Source organism: Pseudomonas sp. GW821-FHT07G06, assembly GCF_058986625.1.
The window spans coordinates 593987-614786 of sequence record NZ_JBYSVW010000001.1 but is presented as its reverse complement, the minus strand read 5'-3'; the positions used below and the strand labels follow the sequence as shown (position 1 = coordinate 614786).

The window sequence follows — 20800 nt, the reverse complement described above, 5'->3', positions numbered from 1 at the left end:
TGGGTTGAACGAGGTATCAGTTTAGGGTGGTTTTTTCCGTAGATAAGCGCACTAATAGGCAACCTTTGGTTTTCAAATGGAAACAATCCATGAGCGAGATGGATGACCTTGCTGCGTTCGCCGTCTTGATCGAAGCGGGAAGTTTCACCCTGGCGGCGCAGCAGCTCGGTTGCAGCAAAGGCCAGCTGTCCAAGCGCATCAGCCAGCTGGAAGCGCAGTTTTCCGTGGTGCTGTTGCAACGTACCACTCGCCGCTTGAGCCTGACCGCCGCCGGCGCTGCGTTGTTGCCCCAGGCCCAGGCGCTGGTGGTGCAAGTCGAGCGGGCGCGTCAGGCCCTGGCGCGTTTGAAGGACGACATGGCCGGGCCGGTGCGGATGACGGTGCCGGTGTCGCTCGGGGAAACCTTCTTCGATGGCCTGTTGCTGGAGTTCTCGACCCAGTATCCCCAGGTGCAGATCGAGCTGGAGCTCAATAACAGCTACCGCGACCTGTCCCGCGACGGCTTCGACCTGGCGATTCGCTCTGACGTGGCCACTGACCAGCGACTGGTGGCGCGCCCGTTGCTGGCGTGGCAGGAACTGACCTGTGCCAGCCCGGCTTATCTGGAGCAATACGGTGAACCGCAAACACCCCAGGCGCTGGCCGAACATCGTTGCTTGCTCAACAGCCATTACAGCGGCCGCGAAGAATGGCTGTATCACCAGCAGCATGAGTTGTTACGGGTGCGGGTGTCGGGGCCGTTCGCCAGCAACCACTACAACCTGTTGAAGAAAGCCGCATTGGTCGGCGCCGGTATTGCGCGCCTGCCGTCCTACTGTTTGCCAGTGGAGCTGGCGGACGGGCGTTTGCGCTGGCTGCTGCGCGACTATCAGACCCGCAGCATGCCGATGTACCTGGTGCATCCCTATCAGGGTGGTTTGCCCAAGCGTACGCAGGTGCTGGCGGATTATTTGATCGGCTGGTTCAAGCGCAGTGGAGAGGCGCTGGACCGACTTTGAACCCACACACGGACCCTTGTAGGAGCTGCCGCAGGCTGCGATCTTTTGATCTTAAAAGATCAAAGTCAAAAGATCGCAGCCTGCGGCAGCTCCTACAAGGATCGTATTCGCAGGCATAAAAAAAACGGCCCGCAAAGGCCGTTTTTTTGTTTACCGCAAAGGCTTAACCACCGAGGTACGCTTCGCGCACTTTCGGGTCGGTCAGCAGCGCTTCACCAGTGCCTTGCATCACTACCCGGCCGTTCTCCAGAACGTAGGCGCGGTCAGCGATTTTCAGTGCCTGGTTGGCGTTTTGCTCGACCAGGAACACCGTCACACCATCCTTGCGCAGCTGTTCGATGATGTCGAAGATCTGCTGGATGATGATCGGTGCCAGACCCAGCGACGGCTCGTCGAGCAGCAACAACTTGGGCTTGCTCATCAGTGCACGGCCGATGGCGAGCATTTGCTGTTCGCCGCCGGACATGGTGCCGCCACGCTGGTTGAAGCGCTCCTTCAGGCGTGGGAAAAGTCCGAGGACCTTGTCCATCTGTTCCTGATAGTCGCCCTTGGCGGTGAAAAAGCCGCCCATCGACAGGTTTTCTTCCACGGTCAGCCGGGAAAACACCCGACGACCTTCCGGCACCACGGCAATGCTCTTGCGCATGATCTGCGAAGAGTCCTGGCCGACCAGTTCCTCACCCATGTAGCGGATGCTGCCGCTGTGGGCGCGAGGCGAACCGCAAAGCGTCATCAGCAGCGTGGACTTGCCGGCACCGTTGGCGCCGATCAGCGTCACGATCTCGCCCTGGCGGACTTCGACGTTGACGCTGTGCAGGGCCTGGATCTTGCCGTAGAAGGTGGAAACGTTTTCGAACTGCAGCATTTACGCTTCCCCCAGGTAGGCTTTGATCACTTCAGGATTGTCGCGGATCTGTTCCGGCGTGCCGTTGGCCAGGGGCGTACCCTGGTTGATCACGACGATGTGGTCGGAAATGCTCATGACCAGTTTCATGTCGTGTTCGATCAGCAGGACGGTCACGTTGTGCTCTTCACGCAGCACACTGATCAGCGCCTTGAGGTCTTCGGTTTCCTTCGGGTTCAGGCCGGCGGCCGGTTCGTCGAGCATGAGGATCCGCGGACGGGTCATCATGCAGCGGGCGATTTCCAGGCGACGTTGCTGACCGTAGGCCAGGGTGCCGGCCGGACGGTTGGCGAACTCACGCAGATTGACCTTGTCCAGCCAGTATTCGGCGTATTCCATGGCCTCGCGCTCGCTCTTGCGGAACGACGGGGTCTTGAACAGGCCGGACAGGAAGTTGGTGTTCAGGTGACGGTGCTGGGCGATCAAGAGGTTCTCGACCGCGGTCATGTCCTTGAACAACCGTACGTTCTGGAAGGTGCGCACCACGCCTTTGAGGGCGATCTTGTGACCCGGCAGGCCTTCGATCGGCTCGCCGTCCAGCAGGATGCTGCCGCCGCTCGGCTTGTAGAAGCCGGTCAGGCAGTTGAACACGGTGGTCTTGCCGGCACCGTTAGGGCCGATCAATGCCACCACTTGTTTCTCTTTCACGCTCAAGGCCACGCCATTGACCGCCAGCAAGCCGCCGAAGCGCATGCTCAGGTTTTCTACTTTAAGGATCTCGCGGCTCATTTGCGCAGCTCCATGTGAGGACGTTGCATGGGCAGCAGACCCTGAGGGCGCCAGATCATCATCAGTACCATCAAGGCACCGAACATCAACATGCGGTACTCACTGAACTCACGCATCATTTCCGGCAGCAGGATCATCACCACGGCAGCGAGGATCACGCCCAGCTGCGAGCCCATGCCACCGAGCACCACGATGGCGAGGATGATCGCCGACTCGATGAAGGTGAAGGACTCCGGCGTCACCAGGCCCTGGCGAGCGGCGAAGAAGCTGCCGGCGAAACCGGCGAAGCTCGCACCCAGGGTGAAGGCCGACAACTTGATGATGGTCGGGTTCAGGCCCAGCGCACGGCAGGCGATCTCGTCTTCACGCAACGCTTCCCAGGCACGGCCCAACGGCATGCGCAGCAAACGGTTGATGACGAACAGCGCAGCCAGCGCCAGGAACAGGGCAACGAGGTAAAGGAAAATCACCTTGTTGATCGAGTTGTATTCCAGGCCGAAGTACTCGTGGAAGGTTTGCAGGCCTTCCGCGGCTTTTCGTTCGAAGGTCAAGCCGAAGAACGTTGGTTTCTCGATATTGCTGATGCCGTTCGGACCGCCAGTGATGTCGGTCAGGTTGCGCAGGAACAGACGGATGATTTCACCGAAGCCCAGTGTCACGATCGCCAGGTAGTCACCGCGCAAGCGCAACACCGGGAAGCCCAGCAGGAAGCCGAAAGTGGCCGCCATCAGGCCGGCAATCGGCAGGCAGATCCAGAAGCTCAGGCCATAGTAGTGCGACAGCAGCGCGTAGCTGTAGGCGCCGACGGCATAGAAACCGACGTAACCGAGGTCGAGCAGGCCGGCCAGGCCGACCACGATGTTCAGGCCGAGGCCGAGCATCACGTAGATCAGCACCAGCGTGGCGATATCCACCGCACCGCGGGAGCCGAAGAACGGCCAGACCAGGGCACCGGCGATCAGCGCGATGATGACCCAGCGTTGCGTGGTCGGCAGGGTCAGGAAGTTGCTGGCCTTGGCCGGAATCAGCGGCATGCTTGGCGACGAACGCCAGGCCGAGCTGATCTGCTGGTCGAACAGCACACGCAGGAACATCAGCACCGAACACACCGCGATGGTGATCAGGGTGGCGTCGCTGGTGCCATGAACTTCGAGGTTGATGCCGACGATGGTCAGCTTCAGACCGAGTACCGGGTAGGCCACGGCCCACACCAGCAAGGCGCTGAACAGCGCCTGTTTAAGATTCCTAGTCATACCTTCTCAACCTCCGGACGGCCCAGCAGGCCGGTTGGCCGGAACAACAGCACCAGAACCAGCAGGCCGAACGCCACGACGTCCTTGTACTGGTCGCCGAAGATATCGGCACCAAAGGCTTCCGCCACACCCAATACGAGCCCGCCGAGCATGGCGCCCGGAATGCTGCCGATACCGCCCAGTACCGCTGCGGTGAAGGCCTTGAGGCCGACCAGGAAACCGGCGTTCGGGTTGATCACGCCGTATTGCATGCTCAGCAGCACGGCCGCGATGGCCGCCAGCGCGGCACCGATGACGAAGGTCAGGGCGATGATGTTGTTGGTGTTGATACCCAGCAGGTTGGCCATCTTGATGTCTTCGGCGCAGGCGCGGCAGGCGCGGCCCAGGCGAGAGCGGGAGATGAACAGCGTCAGGCCGAGCATGGCGACCAGGGTCACCACGAACACCACGATTTGCATGTAGGAAATCAGCACTTCATGTGCGCCACCTGGCCCAAAGGCAATATTGCCCGGAATCAGGTTGGGGATGGATTTGTCCTTGGAGTCTTGCGCCAGCAGAACGGTGTTCTGCAGGAAGATCGACATGCCGATGGCGGAGATCAGCGGGATCAGACGGTTGCTGCCGCGCAAGGGGCGGTAGGCGATCCGTTCGATGCTGTAGCCATAGGCACTGGTGACAACGATGGTTGCAAGGAAAGCAGCGGTCATCAACAGCGGAACGCTGTCGAGTCCCAGCATGGCCAGCCCGGCGATGGCGATGAACGCCACGTAGGAGCCGATCATGTACACCTCGCCGTGGGCGAAGTTGATCATTCCAATGATGCCGTAAACCATCGTATAGCCGATGGCGATCAGGGCATACGTGCTGCCAATGGTCATGCCATTAACCAGCTGTTGGAAAAAGTGATAGATGTCAGGCATTACAGCGCTCCTAAAAACCTGATACGCATTTCACTGGTGGAGTCATTTTCCCGCCCGAGCCCCGTGGATCTGCATCCACTTCGAATTCGGGGTTTGCCAGCGAACCGCTGATGACGGTTTTGAGATTTTCAGGTGGGGAGACTGGCGGATCACGCCAGCGCGGCCCAAGTACGTTCGTAAAACAAAGCCCACGGCACGCCGTGGGCTTTATTGGCAGTCAGTCAGGCAACGCCTTACTGAGGCTTGGCTTCAGTTTTTGGTTTGCCGAAGTGCCACTCGTAAACCACAAATTTGAAGTCCTTCAGGTCGCCTTTCTCGTCGAAGCTCAGGTCGCCGGTAGGGGTCTTGAAGGTGCCTTTGTGGATGGCTTCAGCCACTTTGGCGGAGTCTTCGGACTTGGCTGCCTTGATGCCTTCGGCGATCACTTCCACAGCCGAGTAGGCCGGGAACACGAACGGACCGCTCGGGTCTTCTTTCTTGGCCTTGAACGCGTCAGCCAGGGCAATGTTGGCCGGATCCTGGTCGAAGGATTTCGGCAGGGTCACCAGCAGGCCTTCGGAAGCGTCCTTGGCGATCTGCGAAATGGAGTCGTTACCCACGCCTTCCGGACCCATGAACTTGGCTTTCAGGCCTTTTTCCTGGGATTGACGCAGGATCAGACCCAGCTCAGGGTGGTAGCCGCCGTAGTAGACGAAGTCGACGTTGGCTTGCTTGAGCTTGGCGATCATCGAGGAGAAGTCTTTGTCGCCGGCGTTGACGCCTTCGAACACTGCAACCTTGACGCCTTTGCCTTCCAGGGTTTTCTTCACGGCGCTGGCGATGCCTTCACCGTACTGCTGTTTGTCGTGCAGGACAGCAACGATTTTCGGTTTGACGAAGTCGGCGATGTAGTTACCGGCGGCAGGGCCCTGGGCGCTGTCCAGACCGATGGTACGGAAGACCATTTTGTAACCACGGGCGGTGATGTCCGGGCTGGTGGCAGCCGGGGTGATCATGATCACGCCTTCGTCTTCGTAGATGTCCGAAGCCGGTTGAGTGGAGCTGGAGCACAGGTGGCCGACCACGAACTTGACGCCGTCGTTGACGACTTTGTTCGCGACCGCTACCGCTTGTTTTGGATCACAGGCGTCATCGTATTCAACGGCTTCGAGTTTCTTGCCGTCTACGCCGCCTTTGGCGTTGATCTGTTCAATGGCCATTTTGGCGCCGCTGAACTGCATGTCGCCGTATTGGGCTACAGGACCGGTTTTAGGGCCGGCGATGCCGATCTTGATGGTGTCAGCTGCGAACGAATGGCTGGCAACCCCGGCCAGAACCATAGCGGCAAACAGTTTGGAAATCTGCTTAGTAGCCTTAGTCATAGTGCTCCACTCTTACTGTTGTAGTTTTTATAGTCCTGGCGCCGAAAGCAGCAGAACCGGGTCAGATATCTACGACATTCCCCGGAAAAGCCCCTCGGCAACTGTACCGGTACAGTGTAGAGCGCCGATTGTCAGCCTGGGAAGGCGGCGCCGAGGGGCAAAACCTGCAAGTGTCGCTTTATTGAAAGAAAAAGACAGAATTGCGGCGGGGCGATGAGGGGCTTATAGCCGGATTCAGTGCATTCCCTGGCTTTCCTGCGCTTTTCATTTCGGTCACTCAATTGCATCCGGGTTTTTCTGCCAGTCCACCGACGTTATCATCTGCGTCGATTTCTTTTCCGGACAGTCCCATGAATCAAGAACCTAGCACCCTCTATGCCAAGCTGCTTGGTGAAACCGCATCTATTACCTGGAAAGAGTTGGAGCCGTTCTTTGCCAAGGGTGCCCTATTGTGGGTCGATCCGGGCCTGGATCTGATCGCCGCCGCCGAGGCCGTGGCCCAGGATGAAGGGGAGAAAGTGGCTGCCTGGCTGGCTGCTGACAAGCTCGCCAAGCTGTCTGAAACGCGGGCGCTGGATCTTTTTGAACGTGATCCGCAGTTGTGGGCGGTGGTTGTTTCGCCGTGGATTCTGATCCAGGAAAGGGCGCAGGTTTAAACGGATGCACCGGCTTGGTGCGCTCCCTTCAGGCAGGAAAGTGTGTAGCCGAGTAGCGTGATGGCATGTTGCCGTAGAGAAAGGCCACAGCCTCACGGTGACGTAAACGTAACGGGAACAGTTGGGAGGGCAACTGAACGGCTGCTCAATTGTTTCTGGATGTTGATTTGCGTTGAATTCAAGGCCGCCTTCGCGAGCAAGCCCGCTCCCACATTTAACCGTGTTCTTCCAGATGGAATGCAGTCGAATGTGGGAGCGGGCTTGCTCGCGAATGGGGGCGACGCTTAGTAAGCCGTCTTACCCGTATGGTTATTCAGCGAAATAACCTTGGTCTTGCCGATGCGGTGACGATAGATCTCGCGCAGGTACTTGATCGCTTTCTTCACGCAATCGCGCGACAGACGGATGTCGTTGATCGAGACGAATTTTTCCTTGTCGTTGATCAGCTCGCGATACTTCTTCTCATACATCGGCTTGATCGCGTACCAGTTGGTATCGAGGATCTTCGCCGGGTTCTCGAATTCATTGAGCAAGTCGTCGATACGGCCTTCGTCGAATTCTTCCTGGACGATGAAGTCCAGGATCGAGTTGTCCAGGGTTTCGTCGAAACGGTAGGCAGATTTCGCAAAGCAACGTTTGATAAAGGCCACGATCAGCGTCAGGAAATCGTCCGACAGGCACGGGCTCTTGGCAATCAGGGTGGTCAGGGACAGGTTGGCCGAGGCACCGATCACCAGCGCGTAGCGCTTGAGCGTGGTGTTGGGGAACAGGCTGTTGAGGTGGGTCTTCAACCGGTTCAGGTCCATGTAGGACAGCTTGTAGTCCTTCGGCAAGGAAACGATCGACACCACCGACGAGCAATTCTTGAAGAAGTGCAGGTCGTGCAGGGCCGCCGCGTCGTAACCCGAGTTCTTGTACTGCTCCAGCGACGCGCGATAGCGCTTGGACTCGATCGGCAACAGGCTGATGCCTTCGATGGCCTGGGTGACCTTGTTGAAGTGCGGCAGGTCGATCGAACGGAAAAACAGGTCGTCGATGTTCAGGCGCTGCGGCTCTTTCTCGAACACCTTGAACTTGTCGCTGCTTGGCGGCGGGGTTTCCGGCACCACGGACTCGGCATAGGCAATCGCCACCGGGCCGGCCAGGCTCATGAACAGGTCGTTGGCGTCCAGGCGAATGGTTTCGCCGATGTCGATGCCGGCCCGACGGAAATAGTTCTGGTCGTAGTCGGTTGTGACCGCCTGAGCCGTCAGAATGTTGAATATCTGCTGTGAGATGTATTGGTTGGCGTGCTTTTCCATGGCATTGACATCAATGTTCTGGATATTGCCGTCATCGTTCTCTTCGGCGTAACGCATGATGTCGTTGGAAATCAGCATCATCGCGTTCCATGGGCGGATGCGGCCCATGACGCTGGCTTCGCTGCTGTCTTCGTTGGCGAAGTTGTAGGAGAAGTCCCACTCTTCCGACAGGTATTTGCACAGCAGGCGGCCGGCGTTGATGTGCAGCGCCTCGGACATTTCACTGCGGTGGTCGGAAATGTTCGGCAGTACACAGATGCCGCTGGTGAAGATCGGTTCGAAGACGAAGGAGTGGCCGCTCTTGCTGTCATGCTCGTCCATCGGCTTGGTGTCGAACGTCTTGTTCATGTACGAGTGCTGCTGGGCCAGGCCGAATTCCGAGGCCATGCCGGAGCCGGTACCGCCACCGGCACTGAAGATCGAGAAATACAGGCGCGACTGGTTGGCCTTGATGCCGCAGCTGTCGATCAGGTAGGAGTGAATCATTTTCCAGTCAGGGCTGGAGAAGCGCTGGGTGTCCTTGTTCAGGATGATCTTGGCCAGGTACTGGCCGAGGATCGGCGCGTTACCGGCGCCACCGGCATGGACTTCCGACAGGTCCATGATTTTCATTTTGCTGTAGTCGCGCAGGAAGCCGCTTTTTTCGCCCTTGCGCGAGAAGCGGATGCGTCCGGCGATGTCTTTGTCCAGGTCGCCGAGCATCACCAGCGGCTCGACCAGAAACACCGGTTTGGTGTTCTTGTTCTGGCCCAGGCGCAGGTTGTTGCGGATCCACTGGGCCGGGCTGTAGCCCTTTTCGGCAAAACGCTTGTCCGGTGACAGGCGATCTTCGTTGTTGAATTCGTTGAGATAGAACTTGCGGGCGTTGTACACCAGCTCTGCCACGTCCAGCGCAATGTTCGAGCCGCAGCGGCCCAGGCCGATCAGGCACACCGAGGGGAATTCCTGGTCGCTGTGCTGTTCGCTGTCGCCTTCCAGATGCGGTGGACGCGGGAACACCATGTCGCGCAGGCCGTCGAGGTTATCGAGGATGCGGTCGGTGTTGGTTTCGGTGAAGTAGAGATATTGCTGGGTCGCCAACGGGCGGGATTGAATCAATGGCTTCGGTGATGACGGGCTGTTGGCCGCGGGGCTCAACGTCAGATCGGTTACCGCAGTGGCCGGGTTGTTTTTAGAAGTCATTGTTCGCCATCTACCTGGGCTGATTGGTTGGCCGACTCACTGTCGTCGAACCGTCACGGAATAGAATCGCGTCTTTTTTCAGCGCGTACCTGGACCATGCCTTGGTCTTTGGCCTGAGCATTGCTCGGGGGGAATCCTTTCCCAAGTCATGATGAATCGGCCAGTATTTGGCGATCTTTAATCAAAAGGAGGCTAAATGATGTCAATGCTACCTTCGCTGGGGTTTGCCGGGATCGGCCTGATGGGGTTGCCGATGTGCCGGCGACTGCTGGCCGCGGGTTTTCCGCTGGCGGTATGGAATCGCAATCCGGACAAGTGCAAACCACTGGTCGAGGCGGGCGCACGCCTGGTCGCCAGCCCGGCCGAGCTGTGTCAGCACGCTGACGTGGTGATGTTGTGCCTGGCGGATACGGCGGTCGTACGTGAGGTGGTGTTTGGTCCGGCAGGCATTGTCGAGGGGGCAAGAAAAGGCCAGTTGCTGGTGGACTTTTCCAGCCTGGAGCCTAACGCCACGCGAGAGATGGCCGCAGACCTCGTCGGTAGAACCGGCATGGGCTGGCTCGATACGCCAGTGTCCGGTGGCGTGGTCGGTGCAGAAGCCGGGAGCCTGGCGATCATGGTCGGCGGTGACGCACAGGATCTGGAACGGGTCCGGCCTGTCCTGTTGAACCTGGGGCAACGTGTGACACACATGGGCGGTGTCGGGGCAGGGCAGGTGACCAAGGCGTGCAATCAGATGATCGTCGCCTGCAATGCATTGGTGATCGCCGAAGTGGTCGCGCTGGCGGAACGTTCCGGGGTTGACGCAAGCCTGATCGCCGAAGCGCTGGCCGGCGGCTTTGCCGATTCGAAACCCTTGCAGTTCCTGGTCCCGCAGATGGCTGAAAACCGTTTCGAACCGGTCAAGTGGCACGTGCGCACCTTGCTCAAGGATCTGGATGCCGCAGTTAAGTTTTCCCGTGAGCAGGGCTCGGCGACACCGATCAGCGGTCTGGCCGCGCAGTTGATGCGTCTGCACGGGAGTCAGGGTTTCCTTGAAAAAGATCCGTCTACATTAGTGCAGATGTACCGTGAGCCAGACTCAGCGCTGTGACTGTGTAGGCGTGCTTGCGCTGGTTGATTTCGTTCAGCACCGGGAGTAACTCGGTCAGCGGCACCGGCCGACTGAGCAAATAGCCCTGAACGAAGTCACAGCCATGGTTTTCCAGGAACTGGTATTGCTCGAAGGTTTCGACCCCTTCGGTGACCACTTGCAGTTGCAGGGTATGGGCCATGACAATAATGGCCTGGACAATTTCCATGTCCTGGGTCGCCTTGGGAATGTCCTGGATGAACGAGCGGTCGATTTTCAGCGTATTGAGCGGCAAGCGCTTGAGGTAGGCCAGGGATGAATAGCCGGTGCCGAAGTCATCGATCGACAGCGATACGCCGAGGGCGCGTATCTGCCGCAGCAACACCAGTGTATTGGCGATATTGCCCATCAAGGCGTTTTCCGTGACTTCCAGCTCCAGCCGATGGGGCTCCACACCGGCGGCCCGCAACGCGTACTCGATCTCATCGGCCAGTTCTTCGCGCGCCAGGTTCAGGGGCGAACAATTCACGGCGATCTTGAGGTCTTCACAGCCTTGGCGCGACAGCTCGCCCAAATCCTCGCAGGCCTTGCGCAGCACCCAGTTGTCCAGCTCGGCGATCAGGCCATTGGCCTCGGCGATGGCGATAAAGCGATCCGGCACGAGGAATCCGTGGACCGGATGTTGCCAGCGGATCAAGGCTTCGAGCTTGCTGACCTGACCGGTCTTGAGGTCATAGATTGGCTGGTAATAGAGCATCAGGCCGGTGTCTTCACGCAGGGCGTGGCGCAATTCTTCTTCCAGTTGCAGCTCAAGCGTGGCGCGGGTTTTCAGGTTGGCGCTGAAAAAATTCAACCCGTTGCGGCCGCTGCCCTTGGACTGATACAGCGCGAGGTCGGCGTTCTTCAACAGTTCCTCACAGGTCTTGCCGTCTTCCGGAAACAGGCTGATACCGATGCTGGTGGTCATCACCATGCGCCTGCCGGCCAGTTCGATGGGCTCCTTCATTTTCAGCATGATGCGTTGGGCCAACTGTCGCGCTTCGTCACGATCATGCAGGTCGATGAGCAGGCAGAACTCGTCGCCGCCGAAGCGTGCGACCACATCCTCGTGACTGCGAACCGAGCTCTTGATGTGCGCGGCAAGCACTTTGAGCAGTTCGTCTCCAGCATCGTGGCCAAGGCTGTCGTTGATCCGCTTGAAATGGTCGATATCCAGGAACAGGACAGCCAGCATCCCGCCTTCGTTGGTTTTCTCGATGAGTTTTTCGGCGAAGATCTGGTTGAACCCGCGACGGTTGATCAGGTTGGTCAGCGCGTCGTAGTGCGCCACCTGCTGCAGCGACATGCGCGCCTGGTCCAGTTGGCTGAGCAGGGAGTTGACCCGCTGCAGGTCGTGGTCCTTGTGTTGCAGTTTCTTGTCCGCCAGTGCCGCGCTGATGCTGCTCCCGATGATCAGCAGGGTCATGACCGTCACGGTCAGCGCCAGTTGCAGATGGCTGTGTTCGCCGGTTTGCACTGGCAGGCTGTCGCTGGGCAACACCAGATTGAAGGCGGCCATGGCCGTGAGGTGCATGCTCAGGATGCCAGCCCCTAGCAACAGGCTGGCGCAGTATTTGAAGAGCTGGTGCAGCATCCCGGCGCCGTTGCGCAGATACCATGCCAGCAACAGGGCTGCCAGCGCGGCACCGATCGCGATCGCGATGGAAAGGGCAAACAGGCCCGGATGGTAATAGACCGAAGCGTTGGAGTGCATGGCCGCCATGCCCACGTAATGCATGGTCGCGATACCCAGGCCGATCCCGATCGATGACTTGAGGCACTGTCGAAAACTCAGCTCGGGAAGGCTGAGGGTATGCATGGCCAGCCACGCGGCGAGCAGCGCGATGGTTAGCGAGAACACCGTGACAGGCAGTTGGTAGTGAAGGTCGACAGGCGCCTGGAATGCCAGCATCGCGACGAAGTGCATGGCCCAGATACTGCCCGCCAGGCAACCGCTGCCCACCCAGCGCCAGCGCGTTTTGGACGCGGTTTTTTCAGCGTGGGCTACCCGTTCGGCCATGTCCAGTGTCGCGAAACAGCCGACACAGGCGACCAGATAAGCCAGCAGCACCAGAAAAGGGTCATGTGTGCAATTGAGTATGACCTGCCCACTCTCTGGTAGCTCGGTAATGAAATGCAGACCAAGCCACTCCATAGCATGCCCCATCGTTATCCCTCGGGCCGGAGCAAGGGCGCCAGCGAATGTCATGGAGTATAGAGGGCATGGATGGAGCGCAAGCGGTAGTGGCACATTGGTGCCAAATATTTTGACATTAACCTAATAGCGATTGGTGCTATTACTCAGGCGATTTGCTTCTGAGGCGTCTCGAACACCGGTTGCAGGGCCGGCAAGCCGAATGCGGCACGGGCCGCGTCGCAGTCGGGATTGGCCTGGCCATCGACCCATGAAGCGTCGAATTCCCGGCAGGTGCTGGAGCGTTTTTCGTAAATCGAGCACTGCACCGTACTGCCCACGTCTCCGACCAGGCTGGTGCAGCGCACGGGTTTGCAGCCGGTGCCGATCATCGCGACCCGGCTGGGGCTGATCTGCTCGACAAGTTCATCGGGTACCGTCCCCCCGGACGAGGCGCACTCACCCCAGAAAAATGACACGCGAAAATGAGAACAGCAGGCACCGCAATTCAGACACGGACTGGCTTCGGACATGGGCGATTATCGTAAGGAGGAGTGGAGGCACAGGGGGGAATCAGGCCGCTATTCTAGGCTTCGGCAACGGCTTGGGAAGGGGGGGCGAGCGGTATTTTTCATCGGTCGGACGAGCTGCGAAATACCCGCCCTGCGAAAGCTCCCACAGGTTGTGCACCATGGGCAGGTATCAGTCTGGCGAATAATGAAAGACAGGTGCGGCCGGCCTGTCTAGATTGCAAAGTCCGGGGGCAGTGACGCCCCAAAAACAATAAAAGAGACGGACCCATGCAGAACTCGACCCAAGCGGCCAATGCCTGGCGCATCCTGTTCCTGTTGTTCCTGGCCAACCTGTTCAATTTTTTCGACCGCACCATCCCGGCCATCATCATCGAACCCATTCGCATGGAATGGCACCTCAGTGATTTCCAGTTGGGGATCATTGGAACGGCATTCACCATCGTCTACGCCATTGCCGGCTTGCCGCTGGGGCGCATGGCCGATACCGGTTCGCGCAGCAAGCTGATGGGCTGGGGACTCGCTGTGTGGAGCGGGTTGACGGCCGTCAACGGCATGGTGGGCAGTTTCTGGAGCTTCCTGATTGTGCGCATGGGCGTGGGCATCGGCGAAGCCAGTTACGCGCCAGCCGCCAACTCGCTGATCGGTGATCTGTTTCCGGCGCACCGCCGGGCACGGGCCATGGGCATCTTCATGCTGGGGTTGCCGTTGGGGCTGTTGCTGGCGTTCTTCACCATCGGCGCGATGGTCAAGGCCTTCGATAGCTGGCGCGCGCCGTTCTTTATCGCGGCGGTGCCCGGGTTGATCCTGGCGATCTTCATGTTTTTCATCAGGGAACCGAAACGCGGCGCCGCCGAGAGCGTTCAGGTTTCGCAGGAAAAGATCGATCGACCGATCCGTCGGGTACTGGCCGTACCAACCTTCCTGTGGCTGGTGATGGCGGGCCTGTGTTTCAACTTCGCCACCTATGCCTGCAATTCGTTTCTGGTGCCGATGCTGCAACGCTACTTCCTCATGCCGTTGCAGGAAGCTGCAGTGGCGACCGGGGTTATTGTCGGTGTGACCGGTTTGGTCGGCCTGACCCTCGGTGGCTGGATCGCGGACAAGATTCACCAGCGGGTCGCCAACGGGCGGCTATTGTTTGCCGCTTTCAGCCTGGTGATTTCGACGGTCTGCACCGCGTGGGCGCTGCATTCCGGGCGAATCGAGATTGGTGTGTTCGTCGCCGTATTCAGTGTCGGCTGGCTGTTCGCCTACAACTTCTACACCTGTGTCTACACGGCGATTCAGGACGTGGTCGAGCCGCGTTTGCGGGCAACGGCCATGGCGCTGTTCTTTGCCGGGCTGTACCTGTTGGGCGGTGGCCTGGGGCCGGTGGTGGTCGGGGCCTTGTCCGATCACTTTGCCCACACGGCGATGCTCGCCGCCGGCGCCGAGCAGATGACCGAAGCGTTCAAGGCGGTTGGCCTGCATGACGCGATGTACCTGATTCCGGTGGCGCTGTTATTTACCGTGGTGTTTCTGTTCCTGGCTTCGCGGTGTTTTGTGCGCGATGCCAAGCGGATGAAGGAAGGGTTGGTGGCGGTTGATCCGCAGATAGAGGCGGTGACGGCATAAGGTGTAAAGATCAAAAGATCGCAGCCTTCGGCAGCTCCTACAGAGGATTAACGTAGGAGCTGCCGAAGGCTGCGATCTTTTGACTTTGATCCAAAATAAAAGGCCCGCATCACTGCGGGCCTTCTTTTTATAGCGGTGGAGGAGGGTTGTTAACCCGCCACCAACACCCGAATCGCTTCCAGTCGCAACGCAGCCTTGTCGAGCATGGCCAGGCCTTGTTCGCGTTGTTTGCGCAGGGCCACCAGTTCGCTGTCGCGCACGGTCGGGTTGACCGCTTGCAAGGCGGTCAGGCGCGCCAGTTCTTCGTCGGTATCGGCGGCCAGGCGACGTTGCGCCTCGGCGACACGTTCAGTGTGGCGCGGCAGGATCTTCGCCTCACCGGCGTTGATCCGTGGCGTCAACTGGTCACGCTGGGCCTGGATGAACTTGTTGGCGCTGGCACGCGGTACGCTTTCGAGCTGGTCGTTCAGGGTTTCGAACGAGACGCGGGCCGACAGGTCGTTGCCGTTGGTGTCGAGCAGGCAGCGCAGCGCGGCCGGCGGCAGGTAGCGGCCCAGCTGCAGCGAGCGCGGGGCAACCACTTCGCTGACGTACAGCAGTTCCAGCAACACGGTGCCCGGCTTCAGCGCCTTGTTCTTGATCAGCGCCACGGCGGTGTTGCCCATGGAACCGGACAGCACCAGATCCATGCCGCCCTGCACCATCGGGTGCTCCCAGGTAATGAATTGCATGTCTTCGCGAGACAGCGCCTGGTTGCGGTCGTAAGTGATGGTTACGCCTTCGTCGTCACCCAGCGGGAAGCTGGCATCGAGCATTTTTTCGCTCGGCTTGAGGATCAGGGCGTTTTCCGAATGGTCTTCGCTGTCGATGCCGAAGGCGTCAAACAGGGTTTCCATGTAGATCGGCAGCGCGAACTGGTCGTCCTGCTCAAGGATATCTTCCACCAGTGCATCGCCTTCGCCCGCGCCACCGGAGTTCAGCTCCAGCAAGCGGTCACGGCCGGTGTGCAGCTCGGCTTCCAGGCGCTCACGCTCGGTGCGGGCTTCGTCGATCAGCGCTTGCCACTCGCTATCGTCGGCTTCTTCGAGCAGCGGCAGCAGGCGCGGGCCGAACTGGTGCTGCAAGGCGTTGCCGGTCGGGCAGGTGTTGAGGAATGCGTTCAGCGCTTCGTGGTACCACTGGAACAGGCGCTCTTGCGGGCTGGTTTCCAGGTACGGTACGTGCAGTTCGATGATGTGCTTCTGGCCGATCCGGTCCAGTCGACCGATACGTTGCTCCAGCAGGTCGGGGTGGGACGGCAGGTCGAACAGCACCAGGTGATGGGAGAACTGGAAGTTGCGGCCTTCACTGCCGATTTCCGAGCAGATCAGCACTTGCGCACCAAACTCTTCGTCGGCGAAGTAGGCAGCGGCGCGGTCACGCTCGAGGATGTTCATGCCTTCGTGGAACACCGTGGCCGGGATACCGGAACGCACGCGCAGGGCGTCTTCCAGGTCCATGGCGGTTTCGGCGTGGGCGCAGATTACCAGCACTTTGGTGCGCTTGAGCATCTTCAACTGGTCGATCAGCCACTCGACGCGCGGGTCGAATTTCCACCAGCGCTCTTCTTCGCTAGCGTCCGGCTGGGCCTGGAAGCTGACTTCCGGGTACAGCTCGGCGTGATCGCCCAGCGGCAGTTCGAGGTATTCGTCCGGGCACGGCAGCGGGTACGGATGCAGCTTGCGTTCCGGGAAGCCTTGTACGGCGGCGCGGGTGTTGCGGAACAGCACGCGGCCGGTGCCGTGACGGTCGAGCAGTTCGCGCACCAGGCGCGCGCTGGCTTCGGTGTCGCCATCGTTGACGGCGGCCAGCAGGGCTTCGCCTTCGTTGCCGAGGAACCCGTGGATGGTCTTGTGGGCCTGCGGCGACAGGCGTCCCTGATCCAGCAACTCCTGAACGGCTTCGGCCACCGGGCGATAGTTTTCGCTCTCGGCGCGGAAGGCTTGCAGGTCGTGGAAACGGTTCGGGTCGAGCAGGCGCAGACGGGCGAAGTGGCTGTCCTGGCCCAGTTGTTCCGGGGTGGCGGTCAACAACAGTACACCGGGAATGGTTTCGGCGAGTTGCTCGACCAGCGAGTATTCAGGGCTGACTTGATCTTCGTGCCACACCAGGTGGTGCGCCTCGTCGACCACCAGCAAGTCCCAGCCTGCCGCGAACAGCGCGTCTTGGGCTTTCTCGTCGTCCACCAGCCACTCAAGCGCGACCAGCGCGAGTTGGGTGTCTTCGAACGGGTTGCTGGCATCGCTTTCGATGAAGCGCTCTTCGTCGAACAGCGCGACCTGCAGGTTGAAACGGCGACGCATCTCGACCAGCCACTGGTGCTGCAGGTTCTCCGGAACCAGGATCAGCACACGGCTGGCGCGGCCCGAGAGCAACTGACGATGGATCACCAGGCCGGCTTCGATGGTTTTGCCCAGGCCCACTTCGTCGGCCAGCAGAACCCGCGGCGCGATACGGTCGGCGACTTCGCGGGCAATGTGCAACTGGTGCGCGATCGGTTGCGCACGCACGCCACCCAGGCCCCAAAGAGAGGACTGCAACTGACGGCTGGTGTGTTCCAGGGTGTGATAACGCAGGGAGAACCAGGCCAGCGGGTCGATCTGGCCGGCGAACAGACGGTCGCTGGCCAGGCGGAACTGGATGAAGTTCGACAGTTGGGTTTCCGGCAGGGTGACCACTTCGTTCTGCCCGTTGAGGCCGTGGTAAACCAGCAGGCCATCAATATCATCGACTTCGCGGACGGTCAGCTTCCAGCCTTCGAAGTGAGTGATGGAGTCACCCGGCGAAAACCGCACGCGGGTCAGAGGCGCATTCCGTAGCGCGTACTGGCGGGTGTCGCCAGTGGCCGGGTAGAGCACGGTCAACAAGCGGCCGTCCTGTGCCAGAACGGTGCCTAAACCCAGCTCGGCTTCGCTGTCACTGATCCAGCGTTGCCCCGGTTGATACTGCTGCGCCATGCTGCCTGACTCCCACCTTGAAAAAGCCGGCTATCTTAACGGAATGAGGGCTTCAGGGCCAAAGGACTCTCAGAAAAACTCACAGTCAAACGTTAGCCCACCTGTGCATGACGCGCCGCTCAGTGCACTAATGAGTGCCAATTGGGTCATAGTTTGCGACCGATGGCTCAAGTCGCCATCCGCGCAGCCGACAGCCTGCTGACAGGAGACCGAAAACCATGCTGCCACCGATGCTTCCCTTGAGTGCCGTGCCGATCACTTCACAGACTGATCCGATCCGCCAGCGCCCGGATATTCCACCGGTGGTGCCGGTGCAGGAAAGCTCCAGTGAAAGCACCATCGACCTGCAAAAGCGCAATCCTGAAGAGGACGGGCTGGTGCTGCGCGAGGAACAGCGCCGCAGGCAGGAGCAGGAACGGCGTCGCCACGAGGCTGATAATGATCCCGAGGCGCACCTGGCGATTCCCGGCGATGAACTCAATGCCGACAACACTGTGCCGGTGGCGCCGCTGATGGAAGATCAGCCGCGGCAGGGGCTGTGGGTCGACATCGAGATTTGAGCGCGCGGCTGGTCAGCGCGGCCGTCAGGCCGCATTATTGCCGCAGGGTTGCCGAACGCTGCGGCGGCTGAAACTCATTTCAAGCGATGCACAGACTGCCATGAGCCAAGACGACAAACTGATTGACCTCAACGCGGAACGCGCCAAGCGTGTTCATGACCTCAATGACAAACGGCTCAATGAAGTTCGCCAGGCGTTCGAACAAGCCATGCCGTTGGGCAAGGTGAAGAAAAAGCCGAAAAACAAACCGAAAAAACGCTGACCCTCCCCCCGCATTCATTGATGCGGGTCAAACTTTCCCCTTCCTCCTGCCCAGTCTTGGGCGACATTGATCCCGGTCAATATTCTCTCCTGCCCGTTTGGTTAACTTAACCCTATCGCAACAGGGCAAGTGCAGGAGACGCGTCATGTTTTTCGACAACGTGGTGATCGCCGGAGTGCTGACTGTCAGCCTCATGTTTGTGTTTTTTGCAGGGTTCGGACTTTTTATCTGGAAGGATTCGCACAAGCGGAAATAACCGTAGTTCTTTCTGGATGTAATGAGCACGCAAGGCATTTTGGGCAACTTCGGTTGCCCTTTTTTTTGCCTGCAGATTTGTACGTCCCTGTAGGAGCTGCCGCAGGCTGCGATCTTTTGATCTTGCTTCTAAAAAACACAATCAAAAGATCGCAGCCTGCGGCAGCTCCTACAGGGGTGGCGGTAATAAAAAAGGCGCGTTCCTTGCGGAGCGCGCCTTTTTCGTTTGGCTGCCTGTCAGCTGCCAAGCGCCTTCGAAGCGAGCCAGAACAACCCGGCCGACAGGGCCACGGTGGCTGGCAGGGTCAATACCCAGGCCAGCAGGATGGTTCTGACGGTGCCGCCTTGCAGGCCGCTTTTATTGGCGACCATGGTGCCCGCCACGCCCGAGGACAGCACGTGGGTGGTGGAAACCGGCAGGCTGAAGATGTTCGCCATGCCGATCAGGCTGGCGGTGGTGATTTGCGCCGACATACCTTGAGAGTAAGTCATGCCTTGCTTGCCGATCTTCTCGCCAATGGTCAGTACCACGCGTTTCCAGCCAACCATGGTACCCAGGCCCAGGGCCAGCGCCACTGCCAGAATCACCCAGAACGGGGCATATTCAGTGGTAGTGGTCAGGTCTTTGCGCAGCTTGTCCAAGTCAGCCTTTTCACGGGCGCCGAGGGTTGGCAACTTGCTGACCTTCTTCGCCGTGTCGTCCAGGCAGAGCAGGTAACGACGTACTTCGATGCGGCTTTCCGACGGCAGCGAGTGGTAGTCGGCTACACCCTTGAGGGTACCGAGCAGGGCGCTGATGGTCGGTTCGGTCTGTTGCGGGTTGCAACGGAATTTCTCCGGCAGATCGCCTTCCACGCTCTTGCCCAGGGCCAGGAACTCGCCCAGGGTTTCCGAGTTGCGCTGGTAGAACTGGCTCAGGTGCAGCGTGGCGTCGCGGGTACGCTCGATCTGATAGGTCGTGCTGTTCAGGTCAAGGACGAACTGCGCCGGCACGATACCGATCAGGACCAGCATGATCAGGCCGATACCCTTCTGGCCATCGTTGGAACCGTGCACGAAACTCACGGCCATGGCCGAGATCACCAGTACCAGGCGATTCCAGAACGGCGGATGCTTCTTGTCGTCGATCTTGCGGCGCTGTTCCGGTGTCTTGTGCATCTTCGACAGCGGACGCCACCATTTAAGGCCGATCAGGATCAGCGCGGCGATCAGGAAACCTGCCATTGGCGAGAACACCAGTGACATGGCGATATCGATCGCCTTTTGCCAGTTCACGCCGTCGGCCAACGGAATATCGTTGATCAGGGCGTTGGCCAGGCCGACACCGAGGATCGAACCGATCAGCGTGTGGGAACTGGAGGCGGGAATACCGAAGTACCAGGTGCCCAGGTTCCAGGTAATGGCGGCGGCGAGCAACGAGAACACCATGGCCAGTCCGTGACCGGTGTTCACATTGATCAGCAATTCTACCGGCAGCAGGTGGACGATGGCATACGCCACGCCGACCCCGCCCAGCAGCACGCCGAGGAAGTTGAACACCCCTGAGAAAAACACCGCCAGGTGAGGCGGCATGGCTTTGGTGTAGATAACGGTGGCCACCGCGTTAGCGGTGTCATGAAAGCCGTTGATGAACTCGAAGGCGAGGACAAAGGCCAGGGCGAGCAAGAGGCTCACAAGCACCCAAGCATCCAGTCCGCTGAATAAATCGATCATGAAGGTTTTCTGACCCGGTCATAAGGGGGCGCGATTATGCCAGAAAAGACTGCTAATCAATGCACTAGCTGCTCATCGGTAACATTCTTCAACGAATTTTTTTGCCGCGGCACCCAAAGCCCAAGGGTTTTGCTGTGTTTTTTAACTTATTGATTTTGCTTGAAAAAATCGCCGCAGCAAGGGATTCGCACCGCTGAAGGATGGGGTCGAATGCCTGTAAGAAATATCTGAGAAATACGTCAGATATCAAAATCTGCCTTCATCCGGGGGGGCAGTGGCCGCTGCCCGCTCGTAGCGGGCGCGCAAGGCGACCTCCCT

The 20800-nt window shown here is 59.3% G+C and carries 17 protein-coding genes; 7 read left to right on the top strand and 10 right to left on the bottom strand.

Annotated features, from left to right (window positions below):
- The first annotated feature begins 89 nt into the window (after window positions 1-89).
- The gene (locus tag AC3WJW_RS02730) at window positions 90-998 is read left to right on the top strand and encodes a LysR family transcriptional regulator (protein WP_493725030.1); all 909 of its coding nucleotides are present in this window, start codon (window positions 90-92) and stop codon (window positions 996-998) included.
- 163 nt (window positions 999-1161) lie between these two features.
- Here the strand turns inward: AC3WJW_RS02730 and AC3WJW_RS02725 are convergent, their stop codons facing one another.
- The 5 genes from AC3WJW_RS02725 to AC3WJW_RS02705 form a co-directional block, all read right to left on the bottom strand.
- Entirely contained in the window at window positions 1162-1863 is a 702-nt protein-coding gene (locus tag AC3WJW_RS02725; protein ID WP_015093834.1) for an ABC transporter ATP-binding protein, read from the bottom strand.
- Window positions 1864-2631 (bottom strand): high-affinity branched-chain amino acid ABC transporter ATP-binding protein LivG, encoded by a 768-nt coding sequence (gene livG, locus AC3WJW_RS02720; protein ID WP_007976644.1) that lies wholly within the window; start codon window positions 2629-2631, stop codon window positions 1864-1866.
- The gene (locus AC3WJW_RS02715) at window positions 2628-3884 is read right to left on the bottom strand and encodes a high-affinity branched-chain amino acid ABC transporter permease LivM (RefSeq protein WP_102701016.1); all 1257 of its coding nucleotides are present in this window, start codon (window positions 3882-3884) and stop codon (window positions 2628-2630) included. Before AC3WJW_RS02715 ends, livG begins: the two co-directional genes overlap by 4 nt.
- Complete coding sequence (gene livH / locus AC3WJW_RS02710; protein WP_007976647.1) at window positions 3881-4804, bottom strand: high-affinity branched-chain amino acid ABC transporter permease LivH; 924 nt, start codon at window positions 4802-4804, stop codon at window positions 3881-3883. Before livH ends, AC3WJW_RS02715 begins: the two co-directional genes overlap by 4 nt.
- Before the next feature lie 233 nt (window positions 4805-5037).
- On the bottom strand, window positions 5038-6165 hold the full coding sequence (locus AC3WJW_RS02705) for a branched-chain amino acid ABC transporter substrate-binding protein (RefSeq protein ID WP_493725029.1): 1128 nt from the start codon (window positions 6163-6165) through the stop codon (window positions 5038-5040).
- 350 nt (window positions 6166-6515) lie between these two features.
- Between AC3WJW_RS02705 and AC3WJW_RS02700 the strand changes: the two genes are divergently transcribed.
- Window positions 6516-6821 (top strand): DUF2288 domain-containing protein, encoded by a 306-nt coding sequence (locus tag AC3WJW_RS02700; protein ID WP_102674187.1) that lies wholly within the window; start codon window positions 6516-6518, stop codon window positions 6819-6821.
- Between the two features lie 284 nt (window positions 6822-7105).
- On the opposite strand, the gene AC3WJW_RS02695 is transcribed toward AC3WJW_RS02700, so the two are convergent.
- The gene (locus tag AC3WJW_RS02695; protein WP_493725028.1) at window positions 7106-9304 is read right to left on the bottom strand and encodes a hypothetical protein; all 2199 of its coding nucleotides are present in this window, start codon (window positions 9302-9304) and stop codon (window positions 7106-7108) included.
- 196 nt (window positions 9305-9500) lie between these two features.
- Between AC3WJW_RS02695 and AC3WJW_RS02690 the strand changes: the two genes are divergently transcribed.
- Window positions 9501-10397, top strand: coding sequence for an NAD(P)-dependent oxidoreductase (locus AC3WJW_RS02690; RefSeq protein ID WP_493725027.1), 897 nt, complete (start codon window positions 9501-9503; stop codon window positions 10395-10397).
- Here AC3WJW_RS02690 and AC3WJW_RS02685 read toward each other — a convergent pair.
- Window positions 10354-12570: a putative bifunctional diguanylate cyclase/phosphodiesterase gene (locus tag AC3WJW_RS02685; RefSeq protein ID WP_493725026.1), complete on the bottom strand. Its 2217-nt coding sequence runs from the start codon at window positions 12568-12570 to the stop codon at window positions 10354-10356. The genes AC3WJW_RS02690 and AC3WJW_RS02685 overlap by 44 nt on opposite strands.
- Before the next feature lie 146 nt (window positions 12571-12716).
- A complete protein-coding gene (locus AC3WJW_RS02680) occupies window positions 12717-13082 on the bottom strand; it encodes a YkgJ family cysteine cluster protein (protein ID WP_102701020.1) in 366 nt (121 codons plus the stop codon).
- Window positions 13083-13349: 267 nt separating this feature from the next.
- On the opposite strand from AC3WJW_RS02680, the gene AC3WJW_RS02675 reads away from it, so the two are divergent.
- A complete protein-coding gene (locus AC3WJW_RS02675) occupies window positions 13350-14696 on the top strand; it encodes a spinster family MFS transporter (protein ID WP_493725025.1) in 1347 nt (448 codons plus the stop codon).
- 149 nt (window positions 14697-14845) lie between these two features.
- Here AC3WJW_RS02675 and rapA read toward each other — a convergent pair whose 3' ends face one another.
- Window positions 14846-17692 carry an RNA polymerase-associated protein RapA gene (gene rapA, locus AC3WJW_RS02670; protein WP_493725024.1) on the bottom strand — a complete coding sequence of 949 codons (2847 nt, stop codon included), beginning with the start codon at window positions 17690-17692 and terminating at the stop codon, window positions 14846-14848.
- 218 nt (window positions 17693-17910) lie between these two features.
- On the opposite strand from rapA, the gene AC3WJW_RS02665 reads away from it, so the two are divergent.
- The 3 genes from AC3WJW_RS02665 (at window position 17911) to ccoM (ending at window position 18770) form a co-directional block, all read left to right on the top strand.
- Complete coding sequence (locus AC3WJW_RS02665; RefSeq protein ID WP_008054180.1) at window positions 17911-18252, top strand: hypothetical protein; 342 nt, start codon at window positions 17911-17913, stop codon at window positions 18250-18252.
- A gap of 100 nt (window positions 18253-18352) precedes the next feature.
- Window positions 18353-18514 carry a hypothetical protein gene (locus AC3WJW_RS02660; RefSeq protein ID WP_086776977.1) on the top strand — a complete coding sequence of 54 codons (162 nt, stop codon included), beginning with the start codon at window positions 18353-18355 and terminating at the stop codon, window positions 18512-18514.
- Window positions 18515-18659: 145 nt separating this feature from the next.
- Window positions 18660-18770: a cytochrome c oxidase subunit CcoM gene (gene ccoM / locus AC3WJW_RS02655; RefSeq protein WP_007976669.1), complete on the top strand. Its 111-nt coding sequence runs from the start codon at window positions 18660-18662 to the stop codon at window positions 18768-18770.
- Window positions 18771-19006: 236 nt separating this feature from the next.
- On the opposite strand, the gene AC3WJW_RS02650 is transcribed toward ccoM, so the two are convergent.
- The gene (locus tag AC3WJW_RS02650; RefSeq protein WP_493725023.1) at window positions 19007-20482 is read right to left on the bottom strand and encodes an inorganic phosphate transporter; all 1476 of its coding nucleotides are present in this window, start codon (window positions 20480-20482) and stop codon (window positions 19007-19009) included.
- Between the last annotated feature and the right edge of the window lie 318 nt (window positions 20483-20800).